Source organism: Haladaptatus cibarius D43, assembly GCF_000710615.1.
Taxonomy (GTDB): domain Archaea; phylum Halobacteriota; class Halobacteria; order Halobacteriales; family Haladaptataceae; genus Haladaptatus; species Haladaptatus cibarius.
In genome coordinates, this window is record NZ_JDTH01000002.1 from 1,315,687 (window position 1) to 1,328,165 (window position 12,479).

Consider the following 12,479-nt stretch of genomic DNA (forward strand, 5'->3'; position numbering starts at 1 on the left):
ACAGAAATCTAGAATACAGTATGTGAACCGTCGCTTAGTGCTATCATCAAAGAACGCACAGAAGCGTCGACGAGGCCGAGAGGGAGCGTAAAACGGCATCGCACGGAACATACGTAACTATTATTCATTGCTTACAGTAAGGGGACACTACTGCTCACAGGGGGCGTTTTCAGCCACCCAATAACAATGGTTTGTTCGGTCAAAAGACGCGACAGTTGCTCGGGACGATTGGCGGATTTCGAACGAGCGGCGAACATACGAACTCACCACACAATGACTGAACACGACACAACTCCGGATTCGGTAAAGCGCCGACGGCTCCTCCAAGGCCTCGGTGGGGCTGGTATCGCAGCACTCGCCGGTTGTACGGGGAGTCAACAGTCGAACTCCGGCGGCACACTGACGCTCGCACAGGTAAAGAGTCCGCTGGAGTTCGACCCTATCGTCCTCAACGACGTACCCTCGACACAGGTGGCAGACCGCGTGTTCGAGGGACTGTACACGTATGATAGCGGCATCAACGTCGTTCCACACTTGGCGACCGGCGAACCGGAGGTCAGGAACAACGGGAAGACGTACATCGTCGAGATGCAGGAGGGAATCCAGTTCCAGAACGGCGACTCGATGACCTTCGAGGACGTGAAATATTCGTTCGAAGCGCCGGTCAAGGAGGAGACAGAAAACGCCTCCGAAGTGAGCATGATACGGAACATCTCGAAGGCCGGCAACCGGCGAGTCAAGTTCGACCTGAAATATCCCTACGGCCCGTTCATGAACGCGTTGACGCGGCCTATCGTCCCGAAAAGCGTTCGGGAGAACAACAAACAGAAGTTCAACAAACAGAATCCCGTCGGTTCCGGGCCGTTCCAGTTCGACGAATGGCAGGAAGGAAATTTCGCCAGAGTCACCCGGTGGGACGACTACTGGGGGGAACCGATGCCGAATCTCGGGGAAATCGAGTTCAATCCGATCGAAGAGCCGACGACCCGGCTGACGAGCCTTCAAACCGACGAAAGCGACGTTATCGAGGGAATCCCGCCGAAACTGTGGCAACAGGTACAGAACATGAACAATGCGAGCATCGAGTCCGTCATCGGGATGGGCTACTTCTACCTCGCTTTTAACTGCCAGAACGGGCCGACCACCGACCCGCAGGTTCGGGAAGCCATCGACTACTGTTTCGACATGGACCAAGCCGTGTCGAACTTCGTGGAACCGAGCGGGGTTCGCCAGTACAGTCCACTGCCGGAGCAGATTGCTAAGAAATGGGGAATGCCGCTGAACAAGTGGAAAAACATCGCCCACGGCAAGGACATCGACCAAGCGAAAACGATGCTCGACAATGCCGACTCCGTTCCGAACAACTGGAACGCGAACATCATCGTCCCGCCGGACGACAAACGTGAACAGTTGGGCGTCACCGTGGCGAACGGCCTGAAGGAGGCCGGATACAACGCGAGCGTCCAGCGACTCGACTGGGGTGCGTTCTTAGACCAGTACGTTTCGGGCGACCCCAACGATTACAACATGTACACGCTGGGCTGGTCGGGAACGCCAGACCCCGACGCCTTCACGTACTACTTCTTCACGAAAGAAGCGCATGGGACGACGGACGGCACCTTCTACAACGGTGTGAACCAGCAAATCAACCGAGCACGTCGGTCTGCCAACCGACAGGAGCGAAAACGATTGTATCGGGAAGCAATCACGCAAGTGCTGGAAGACCGGGCACACATCCCGGCGTACAACATGAAAAACAGCTACGGGATGAAACAGGACGTCAACGGATTCGAGTCGCATCCCGTTTCCAGCTTCGTGGTTTCGACCGACTACACGAACGCATCCATCGGGTCGCAGTAACCACTCGCACCCCGTTTCGATACGAGTTACTAACAATACATGGGAATCCTCCGCTACACGATTAGCCGGTCTTTACAAGCAATCCCGGTTCTCGTCGGAATCGTCACCATCACGTTCTTGCTGACGAACGCCATTCCGGGCGACCCCGTCCAAATCATGCTCGGGCCGTCACCGAGCGCCGAGATGGTCGAGGAAATTCGGGCACAGTACGGGCTAGACGAACCGCTCCCGGTTCGATACGTGAACTACCTCACCTCCGTCGCACAGGGTGACCTCGGACAGAGTATCTACTACGGGGTGCCCGTGATGACGAAGATTATGGAGCGACTGCCGGTGACGCTCCTCCTCATGCTCTCCAGTTTCGGATTCGCGCTCGTGACCGCGATTCCGCTGGGTATCATCTCGGCCAGACGGCGAAATCAACCGACAGACCACGTTTCGCGCGTCGTCGCACTCATCGGCGTCAGCACGCCGTCGTTCTGGATTGGGCTGATGCTCATCATCATCTTCGCCTACCATCTGGGCTGGTTCCCCGCGACAGGGTTGATTCTGCCGTGGGCCGACCCGAGTACGGTCGAAGGCGCGTCCTCCCAACTGGACGTACTCCATACAGCAGCGATGCACCTGCTCTTGCCGACGCTTTCGCTCGGGACGCTCCAGATGGCCGCGATTACGCGAATCGAACGGTCGTCGATGTTGGAAGTCCTCCAGCAGGAGTACGTGAAGTTGGCGCGGGCCTACGGCGTCTCGGAAGGAAAGATACTGCGACGACACGCCTTCCGCAACGCGCAACTGCCCGTCATCACCGTCGTTGGCCTCCAACTCACGTCCGCACTCGGCGGGGCGGTGCTGACCGAGACGGTGTTCAACATCAACGGGATGGGACGGCTCATCATTACGGCAATCAACAATCAGGATTATCCGCTGGTCATGGGGACGACGGTGTTTTTCGGCCTGACGTTCGTCGTCGGCGTCATCCTCACTGACCTTTCGTACGCGTACATCGACCCGCGTGTGACCTACGACGAGGTGGACTGACGATGGGAACAGGTGAAACTACGACGGACAAACTCCGCGAACCGCAATCGAACGAAGGATACGACCCCGAAGAGCCGAGCGAATCCAACGTCGGGTGGCGACATACGCTCGACCAAATTCAACAGGATACGACGGCGAGAATCGGGTTCTACATCATCGCATTCATTCTCGGCGTCGCCATCTTCGCGTGGATAGACGCGAAACTGTTCAACTACGCCATTGCCAGTCAGTTCTGGTACAATCCGGTGAACGACCCGCAGAACGCGAGAATCCTCCTCCCGCCGGTCGGAATGGAGAACACGTTCGGGAGCGGAACGATGAAATACCCGCTCGGAACCGACCACCGTGGTCGGGATATTCTCGTCCGACTCGTCTACGGCTCTCGAATCGCCATGCAGGTCGGCATCGTTTCGACCGGGTTCGGCCTCATCGCCGGAACCCTCGTCGGTGCCGTGGCGGGCTACCACGGCGGCTGGATTGACGACGCGCTGATGCGCCTCGTGGAGACGCTGTACGCGATTCCGTTCCTCGTGTTGGTCATCGCGTTCATGGCCGCATTCGGGCGGGATTTGACCTACGCCATGATAGGTGTCGGCATCACGACGATTCCAGTCTTTGCCCGCCTAATTCGGTCGCGGGTGGTCAGCGTACGGGAAGAAGAGTACATTGAGGCGGCGCGGGCCGCCGGAGTCCGTGACCGAAACATCATTCTCCGGCACGTCATTCCGAACAGTTTCGCGCCCGTCCTCGTGCAGGCGACCCTACAAGTCGGCATCAGCATCCTCATCGTGGCCGGACTCTCGTTCCTTGGCTTCGGTGCCCAACCGCCGACGCCCTCGTGGGGGCAGATGTTGAACCAATCTCGCGGCTACATGCTTCCCGACCCATGGTTCAGCCTGTGGCCCGGGATCGCTATCCTCATCACGGTGATGGGGTTCAACCTGCTCGGCGACGGCCTCCGAGACGCACTCGACCCACGAATCAAAAACTGAAATTCAAAAATGACTGAGACGATACTCCAGATAGACGACCTGAAAACGCAGTTCTTCACCGAAGAGGGCGTCGTTCGTGCCGTCGATGGCATCTCCTTCGACGTGAAAGAGGGCGAAATCGTCGGCCTCGTGGGCGAAAGCGGGGCCGGAAAGAGCGTCGCCGCCCAGAGCATCCTCCGACTCATCGACCACCCCGGCGAAATCGTCGGCGGCGAAGTCCGATTTCGGGACGACGTACTGTTCGGACTCGAAGAAGGGCCAGACGGCAACCTCCAACCGCGCGATGAGATGCTCTCGAACGAGGACATGCGGCGGCGGATTCGCGGCACGGAAATCGCCATCATCTTCCAAGACCCGATGGAGAGCCTCAATCCGGTGTTCACGGTGGGCAACCAGCTTCGGGAGTTTATCGAAATCAACCGGAATCTCTCAAAAGAGGAGGCGAAAGAAGAGGCGATTCACATGCTCCGCGAAGTCGGGATTCCGGAACCCGAGACGCGGTACGAAAACTATCCTCACCAGTTTTCGGGCGGGATGCGCCAGCGCGTCCTCATCGCCATGGCGTTGGCCTGCGAACCGAGCCTCATCATCGCCGACGAACCGACCACGGCATTGGACGTGACCGTCGAGGGCCAAATCCTGACGTTGGTAGACGAGTTGCAGGACAAATACGACACGAGTTTCGTCTGGGTCACGCACGACATGGGCGTCGTCGCCGAACTCTGTGACCGCGTCAACGTGATGTATCTCGGCGAAATCGTGGAACAGGCCACGGTTGACGACCTGTTCTACGACACGAGACATCCCTACACGACAGCGCTGCTGAACTCCATGCCGCGCCCCGACCAGACGGTTCACGAACTGGAACCGGTAAAAGGCGTGATGCCCGAAGCCATCAACCCACCTCGTGGCTGTCGGTTCCACACGCGCTGTCCCGACGCCAGAGAGGCCTGCGTCGAAACCCATCCCACGTGTCGGGAGGTCAGCGACAGGGACGACCCCGAAACGCAGTCGCATCGGTCGGCCTGCATCAAACACGACGAGTTCGACGCCGGATACTGGTTCAGCGACCCAATCGAGGTACAGGCGAAGACGGGAATCAGCGGCGACCTCGTCAGCGACGCGTCGGAGGGAGGTGACTGAGATGTCCGATTCGATGTCGATGGGCCGTCTCGACGAGGACGAGACGGCGATGGGCGAACCGCTCCTCGAAGTCGAGGGACTGACGAAACATTTCACGAACGGCGGCGGCTTCCTGTCCGGGTTGTTCGGCGAGGAGGAGTCGGTGAGAGCGGTCGAGGATGTTTCGTTCACCATCCACAAGGGCGAGACGTTGGGACTGGTCGGCGAGTCGGGATGCGGAAAAAGTACGCTCGCCCGAACCATCCTCCGACTGCTCACACCGACGGACGGAACCGTCTCGTTCAAGGGTCGTGATTTGACCGAGTTGAGCGGCGAGGAGGTGCGAAGTCAGCGCAAAGACATGCAGATGATTTTCCAAGACCCGCAATCCTCGCTCGACCCGCGGATGAAAATCGGCCCCATCGTGGAGGAACCGATGAAAGCTCACGGGATGTACGATTCGGAAGGAAGAGAGGACCGAGCGCGCGAACTCCTCGAAAAGGTCGGCCTCGACCCGCAACACTACAATCGCCATCCGCACGCCTTCTCGGGTGGCCAGCGTCAGCGCGTGAATCTGGCCCGCGCCCTGAGCGTGAATCCGGATTTCATCGTCTGTGACGAACCGGTGTCGGCGCTCGACGTGTCGATTCAGGCGCAGGTGCTCAACACGATGCGGTCGCTTCAGGACGAATTCGGCCTCACGTACCTGTTCATCGCGCACGACCTCTCGGTGATTCGGCACATCTCAGACCGCGTGGCGGTGATGTATCTGGGCCAGCTGGTCGAACTCGCGGACAAAGAAGAACTGTACGAAAATCCACAGCATCCGTACACGCAGGCGCTCTTGGAGTCCATTCCGGTTCCCGACCCCCGCGAAACGGGAACCCGCGGCGTCCTCGAAGGCGACGTTCCGAGTCCCATCGAACCGCCGAGCGGGTGTCGATTCCGAACGCGCTGTCCGAAACTCATCGCGCCCGCAGAGTACGAGCTTTCGCCCGAAGAGTGGGAACAAACTCGCAGGTTCCTGCGGGCGGTACAGCGTCGGTCGTTCGAACCGACGGGCGAATTCGAAATCGTGGCCGAGTTCTTCGATGGGGACGCTCCCGATGGTGAGGCGGGACGCATCATCGAAAGCACGATCGACCAAATTTTGGCCGACGACTGGGAAAGCGCGAAAGAACTGCTGACCCAGTCATTCGCGGAACAAAGCATCTGTGCGAAACAGATTCCCGACTACGAAGTGCCTGCCGAGTTCGGAACCGGCCCGCACGCCGCCGCGTGTCACCGTCACCGCGACGACGTTGTCGAAGGTCGGCAAGAGCAGTAGTTTCCGTTCCTACTGTTTCCGTCCCGCTATCGCAGAACGACTGTCGTCTCGTCGCGCGGTTTTTCGTCCTCGGTCGCAAGATACGCGCCAATCGTGTACTCGCCGGAGTCAGCGGGGATGCGGGACGATTCGTCGCGCCGCTCGAATCGTCCGTCCCACAGTACCTGTGTCAGCTTTCTCTCACGCGCACGGAAGTAGAATACATTTGGCTGGTCGCGGAGATAGTAGGCTTCGTCGCTGGCTTCCAGTTCGCCATTTACGTCCCACCCCCAGAGTCGCTGTCGGGGCGTTTCGACGACCATCGGAATCGGCAATCGATTTTCGAACGTGACCGTGATTCGTATTTCGTCGCCGACTTCGTACCGTGATTTGTCGGTGCTGACGCTGACAGTGATGCTCCGCCGTGTGACCCACTGCGGAACGATGGCTCTGAGCGCGCGCCCGAGATAATCGACGTTCTGGTCGAATCCCAGTTGGTCGTCCGAATCCGTGCCTGACATTGTCGGCGTTCGTGTTAGACCAAGCCACGTGGGATGGTGTCTTTTGTGGCTCGGAAGCGAACGAAAGCGAAGTCGAAATGCGGTTTGGCCCGCCCCGAACACCCGTCAAAAGTTTTAGGTTGGCCTAAAACGAATGGCTATCGAAGCGCGAAGCGGCAGGAGAAACCATGAAATCGAAAACGACGCGAAAAAAGCGGGCAAAAGCGTGGGCCTACGTTCATCTCGGACTGTTCGGGGGTGCAGACGAGGAGCAATCGACGGAATCAGAGGACGAACCGGACGATGAATCCGACGACGAGAAATCGTAGAACAGCAACAGTCAACCTCACGTTTATATCGTCGGTCGTTATCCATCACGTATGATAGAGCCGAGCGTTTTGCTCGCCTTCGTTCCGGCCGCCCTCGCGCTGAACGTCGCCCCCGGCCCGGACAGCATCTACACGTTGAAACGGAGCGTCAGCGACGGCCGAACCGCTGGCGTGGCCGCCGCCGCAGGAACTTCGACTGGCAGTCTCGTTCATACCACCGCCGCCGTCCTCGGCTTGTCGGCGGTGCTGAAAGCGTCCGCACTCGCGTTCACCGTCGTCAAAATCGTTGGCGCGGCGTACCTCGTCTATCTCGGCATCGGCACCCTGCGCAACCATGAGGAGTTCGAAATCACGTCCAAGACGGACAGCCAAACACACGGCGAATCGTTCCGGGAGGCGTTCGCCATCAACGTCCTCAATCCGAAAGTTGCCGTCTTCTTCCTCGCCTTTCTCCCACAGTTTGTCCGCCCGAGCGGCAGTTTCGGCCTGCAAATCTTTACGCTCGGTGTCTTGTTCGGAACGCTCGGCTTTTGCTATCAGTCACTTCTCGCCGTCTTCTCAAGCAGGGCACGCCGGATGATAACCGAGCGCCAGCGCGTTCGAAACGTGCTTCGGTACGCGAGCGCTAGCGTTCTCGTTTGGTTCGGCGTTGCGCTCGCGCTCGAAGAACGGCCGAGCGTCTGAGAAAAGCTCGTTCGAATCGGTCGGTCGCTTCGCCGCTCAGTCGAACGAAATCTCCGCGATTCGCGTGTGGTATGGGTCGCGTTCTTCCGCTTCCGGAGCGATGTTGATGTCCGGCGAGTACTGGCTTACAGTCCAGAATTGCCCCGTCGTCGGGTCAACCGAGACGCCGTTGTAGTCGCCCCAGCGCATGACTTCCTGTCCTTCGCCATAATCGTATTTGGATTCCCCATCTTGGACGACCACCGAATCCTCCAACAGGTTCGGCGTGTAGTCGGCGGTTCGACCCGCCACGTCCATTCTCGGGAAGGTGTCCGGCCCGCTCACGTTGTGCGTGATTATCGTTGAGTCGCTGTCAGAGCCAATCGTCGGGATGAAGTAGGATTTGTCGGGGTCACCGTAGACGCCGCTTTGGACGACTTCACGGGTTGCCGTGTCGATTTCGTACCACTTGATTGCCGCAACGGCGGTGCCGTCGCCGTTCCAGTCGTACTGAATCGTGTGTGCCGTCCAGAGCGACCCGTCGTTGTAATCCGCGTTCATCAGTCGCGTTCCGAGGGTGTCGATACGCGCATCCGAGTTCGGTTGCCGTGCTGTCGGAGGGTACGCGAACTCCTCGACATCGACGGTAAAACAGTCGAGCGTCGGGTCGCTCACCGGATTCGTGACCTCCCACAGCGAGAGCGCGCTGGCGGTCGGCGACGGGAAGACGCTATCGACCAGATAGAAGGTGCCGTCTGTTCCGCCGGAAAACGGCTGTAACGCGGGTTGTACCGTGAAGTCAACGTTTTCTACGTTGGGATTGTCGAGCGCGGTGAAGTGGTTCGCCGTCACATCCTGTCCGTCGTACATCGCCTCCTTGTCGAGAGTCACCATCGTCACCTCCAACACATCGCCGAAGAAGTTCTGAGTGAGGTAGATGGCGTCCCGGTCGAGTCCGAGCGCCGGGTAATCCACGAGTCCCTCGTTGTTTATCGGCGGAATCCGGTAGACGTGCCACTTGCCATTCGGATTACTGTTGTCGGAGACAGCGATACACCACCACCCTCGTGGTTCGCGGGCTAGGTTGACACTTCCGTCCTCATCCCCTTCTTCGCCGGGTTCCTTTCCTTCCTCTTGGTCGTCCTTGTCCACGATTTCGCCGTCCTCCGTGATTCCGGGTTCGTACTGCACCGCGGCGATGACGAATCGGTCTGCATTGCGGTCGTACCGCGCTCGCGGGTCGAACACGAACGGTTCGCCGTAGACGAACCCGCCTTCGGGTTCGTCGATAAGCGGTTCGAACAGATCTTCCAGTTGTACCTTCAACTGTTGTTTTCCCGACCGCTTGTTGAAAATTGCCACCTGTCGATTGACAGCGTGGACGTTCTTGCTCCGGCCCGTTGCGATTTGCGAATCCGACGGAACCCCGCCGCGTGTTCCCTCCGCGTTCACCCCGTCGTACTCCGCTCGAATCGTTACTTCATCACCGGTATCGAAACGACCGCGTAGATCGCGGTTCCGTTGCACCCGTGCATGCTGTCCAGCGCGTCTTTCTGCCCGTAGTGTTTCGATTTTCGTCCCGCTCACTGGTGACTTCGCTCCCGTATCCCGCGCGGAACCGCCGTTCCCTTTCGACTCCAACCGTGCGAGATTCACCGTGGCCCCGGAGTGCGTTCGTTCGAACGGGCCGTTCGCACAGTCGGACGCGGCGCGAACGTCGATGGAACTTCCCGGTACCGCCAAACTACCGACGCCGACACCGGAGAGTTGCAGTGCACGCCGTCGGGTCATCGTCAATCGGTCGCCGTCGGAGTTTTGTTCCGAGTCCAGTTGGGTGTGTTTCTTCGACATCGTACAGAAATATACTCCCCGGATATTATAATTATTCAATAATTATTTTAATAAATATTAATATGGTTTCAGAGCAGTAAGGTCGAACTGCACCCATTCACAAAAAACGAGTCGCGAGTTCAGCAGTTACAGAAGTAGTTCGTCTGGCAGTCACCGTCACAACAGGTTTCACACTCCGCCGAGCGAGTGTTTTCACAGATGATCGGCGAACAGAAACAGTCCGTGTTACACGCTTGCGTGTCGATTGCCTGTGTTCTAATGTCCGGGTTGTAGAGGAACGTTTTGTCGGAACTCTCGGGTTCGTGGAAGGCGTACGCGCGACCGGTTTCCGGTTCGACGGTGATGCTCACGACGCCATCATCAACGTTTCGGACACTGACGATTTCGTCGGCCCGCTCTGCGGTACCTTTCAAGTAGGTCGTTCCCTCGTTTTTCTTGGCGACGTCGCCGAATCCGACGGTTTTCCGGGTGTGAACTTCCGAATGCACGTCGGCACTTTGGAGCAAGCCGTCGTTCGACAGCAACGCCATGAGGTCGCCTGCGTGCTCTGCGAACAGCGATTCGGTTCGAATTGGGTCTGCGTACTGCTCTTCCAGCGTCGGTTTAGCACTCGCACCACCGCTAGCGGCGGCCACGCCAGCGCCGACCACGGCGGTCGTTGCGGCTTTTTTCATCAGCGTTCGTCGGTTCAATCCGTCCGTGTTACTTTTGTCAGTCATTTTTTCAACCTCGAGTATATTGAAAGTATACTTGATATTAAAATTTCGTGCTAAACGATTTGGTATGATTCTGACTCGGAACGTCAATCCCCTCCAAATCGGTGTATCCGATGAGAACGACGAACTGTAGTGCAGAAAAAACACCGTGGCACGAAAATGTAGATAGCATTTTCCGACCACAGTACCAACTACGGACGATGGGTCGGCTACTTTCCGGCGTCCGCGGCGAGCGCGTTCGCCTCGCCGCCGTGATATGGTCGGTGCTGCTTGCACAGGTGCTCCTCTATCCCGGCGTGCCCGACCTCGTCGTCCACCTCGGCGCGAGCGAACAACTCGACGGCGGAACGTGGTTCCTCGTCGCGGAGTTCGCCGCGTTCGTCATCTGTGCGGGTATTTGGGGCTACTTGAGCGACCGACTCGGAAAACGTGTCCCGTTCATCGTCGCGGGTGCAATCGGCGGTTCCGCCGGATACGCCGCTCTCGCCGCGACCCCGACCCTCGGCCTCTCGTTCGGCGCGGTGCTGGCGCTCCGTGTCGTGCAAGGTGCTGCGACTATCGCCGCGTTCTCGCTGTCGATGACGATGCTGATGGATTTGCGCGGCGGCCACGGTAGAAACATGGGCGCGGCCGGTATCGCCATCGGCCTCGGAACCGCGATGGGCGCACCAATCGGCGGACAACTGACCGAAATTCACCCGACCACGCCGCTCGTCGCCGCGAGCGTCCTCTTGGTCGGAACCGCCCTGCTGGCAGTTCCGACCCCCGACCGCGTGCCATCTGAGTCGCGTGCGACCGTTGCAACCGCACTGGCGCGACTCCGCGACAGACCCGAACTGTCGATTCCCTACGCCTTCGGCTTCATCGACCGACTCACGGCGGGCTTTTTCGCGCTCGTCGGCACGCTCTACTTCCAAACCGAGTTCGGCTTGGATGCGGGTGCGACGGGACTCATGCTCATGCTCTTTTTCGCCCCGTTCGCCCTACTTCAGTATCCGATGGGACGACTGTCAGACCGAATCGGGCGATTCGTTCCGGTCGTCGTCGGATCGATTTGTTACGGCATCACGGTCGTCGCGGTCGGATTCGCACCGACGGTTGTCCTCGCAGGGGCTGCGATGGTTGCCGTCGGCGTCTGCGGCGCGTTCGTCTCCCCCGCGACGATGGCGCTCGTCACCGATATTGCCCCCGACAGCGACCGGGGGGTTGCTATGGCGGGATTCAACGCGTTCGGGAGTCTCGGATTTCTGACCGGGTTCCTCGTCGGCGGCGGTCTCGCCGACAGCCTCGGATTTACGACGGCGTTCACGGTCACGGGACTGCTCGAAGTCGGTATCGCGCTGGTCGCGTTCCGCGCCGTCTACCGCCTTGGCGGCCGCGTCGAACAAGGGGAACAAGGCTCTGAAGAGACGAAAACGACCTCTGCGGAGTAAGGCAAAATCGATTGCCACAATAGCTAAGCAGATTTGTGAAGTCCGAACTTCGTGGGGGATACGATGGCAGACGAACTTACCGATACGACAGTCGCGATTTTCATCGCACCGCAGGGAACCGAACAGGTCGAGTTTACCGAACCGAAAGACGCAGTCGAAGACGCCGGAGCGAGCGTCGATGTAATCAGCGCCGAAACCGGCGAAGTGCAGGCGGTCAACAACGACCTCGAACCCGGCGACACATTCGAAGTCGAACAGGCGTTTTCCGAAATCTCCGCAGACGAGTACGACGCACTGCTCATTCCGGGCGGTGCGGTCGGTGCCGACAAACTCCGCGCCGACGAAAATGCAGTACAGATCGTTCGGGAGTTCGCCGAGGCGAACAAACCAATCGGCGTCATCTGCCACGGCCCGTGGACGCTGGTCGAAGCGGACGTGGTCGAAGGTCGAACGCTAACCTCCTATCCCAGCCTACAGACCGACATCCGGAACGCGGGCGGGGAGTGGGTGGACGAAGAAGTCGTCGTTGACCAAGGGTTGGTGACCAGCAGAAATCCGGACGATTTGACATCCTTCTGTAATAAGGTAGTCGAGGAGTTCGAAGAAGGTCGCCACTGAAAATCCGGGGACACAACGGCGAACAGTATTTTTTGAGATTCGAGAAAGTTG

At 58.8% G+C, this 12,479-nt stretch carries 12 protein-coding genes; 9 read left to right on the forward strand and 3 right to left on the reverse strand.

Annotated elements, in window-relative coordinates; all coding sequences use genetic code 11:
* The first annotated feature begins 273 nt into the window (after positions 1-273).
* The 5 genes from HL45_RS12170 to HL45_RS21865 are packed head-to-tail and all read left to right on the forward strand — an operon-like array spanning position 274 to position 6,339.
* Positions 274-1,860, forward strand: a complete 1,587-nt coding sequence (locus tag HL45_RS12170; protein ID WP_049971358.1) for an ABC transporter substrate-binding protein — start codon at positions 274-276, stop codon at positions 1,858-1,860.
* 39 nt (positions 1,861-1,899) lie between these two features.
* The gene (locus HL45_RS12175; protein ID WP_049971359.1) at positions 1,900-2,898 is read left to right on the forward strand and encodes an ABC transporter permease; all 999 of its coding nucleotides are present in this window, start codon (positions 1,900-1,902) and stop codon (positions 2,896-2,898) included.
* A 2-nt stretch (positions 2,899-2,900) separates the two neighbouring features.
* Complete coding sequence (locus HL45_RS12180) at positions 2,901-3,890, forward strand: ABC transporter permease (protein WP_049971360.1); 990 nt, start codon at positions 2,901-2,903, stop codon at positions 3,888-3,890.
* Positions 3,891-3,899: 9 nt separating this feature from the next.
* Entirely contained in the window at positions 3,900-5,033 is a 1,134-nt protein-coding gene (locus HL45_RS12185; protein ID WP_049971361.1) for an ABC transporter ATP-binding protein, read from the forward strand.
* Position 5,034: 1 nt separating this feature from the next.
* Positions 5,035-6,339 (forward strand): ABC transporter ATP-binding protein, encoded by a 1,305-nt coding sequence (locus HL45_RS21865; protein ID WP_275450977.1) that lies wholly within the window; start codon positions 5,035-5,037, stop codon positions 6,337-6,339.
* 26 nt (positions 6,340-6,365) lie between these two features.
* Here the strand turns inward: HL45_RS21865 and HL45_RS12195 are convergent, their stop codons facing one another.
* Complete coding sequence (locus HL45_RS12195) at positions 6,366-6,839, reverse strand: hypothetical protein (RefSeq protein ID WP_049971362.1); 474 nt, start codon at positions 6,837-6,839, stop codon at positions 6,366-6,368.
* A 167-nt stretch (positions 6,840-7,006) separates the two neighbouring features.
* Between HL45_RS12195 and HL45_RS20860 the strand changes: the two genes are divergently transcribed.
* Together HL45_RS20860 and HL45_RS12200 are read left to right on the forward strand one after the other, a co-directional pair.
* A complete protein-coding gene (locus HL45_RS20860) occupies positions 7,007-7,147 on the forward strand; it encodes a hypothetical protein (RefSeq protein WP_158413695.1) in 141 nt (46 codons plus the stop codon).
* Positions 7,148-7,198: 51 nt separating this feature from the next.
* Positions 7,199-7,831: a LysE family translocator gene (locus HL45_RS12200; RefSeq protein ID WP_049971363.1), complete on the forward strand. Its 633-nt coding sequence runs from the start codon at positions 7,199-7,201 to the stop codon at positions 7,829-7,831.
* Positions 7,832-7,867: 36 nt separating this feature from the next.
* Here the strand turns inward: HL45_RS12200 and HL45_RS12205 are convergent, their stop codons facing one another.
* Both HL45_RS12205 and HL45_RS12210 read right to left on the reverse strand, forming a co-directional pair.
* Entirely contained in the window at positions 7,868-9,661 is a 1,794-nt protein-coding gene (locus HL45_RS12205) for a hypothetical protein (RefSeq protein WP_049971364.1), read from the reverse strand.
* A gap of 119 nt (positions 9,662-9,780) precedes the next feature.
* Complete coding sequence (locus HL45_RS12210) at positions 9,781-10,380, reverse strand: hypothetical protein (RefSeq protein WP_049971365.1); 600 nt, start codon at positions 10,378-10,380, stop codon at positions 9,781-9,783.
* A 197-nt stretch (positions 10,381-10,577) separates the two neighbouring features.
* On the opposite strand from HL45_RS12210, the gene HL45_RS12215 reads away from it, so the two are divergent.
* Together HL45_RS12215 and HL45_RS12220 are read left to right on the forward strand one after the other, a co-directional pair.
* The gene (locus HL45_RS12215; protein WP_049971366.1) at positions 10,578-11,810 is read left to right on the forward strand and encodes an MFS transporter; all 1,233 of its coding nucleotides are present in this window, start codon (positions 10,578-10,580) and stop codon (positions 11,808-11,810) included.
* Between the two features lie 63 nt (positions 11,811-11,873).
* Positions 11,874-12,428 carry a type 1 glutamine amidotransferase domain-containing protein gene (locus HL45_RS12220; protein WP_049971367.1) on the forward strand — a complete coding sequence of 185 codons (555 nt, stop codon included), beginning with the start codon at positions 11,874-11,876 and terminating at the stop codon, positions 12,426-12,428.
* Positions 12,429-12,479 lie beyond the last annotated feature (51 nt).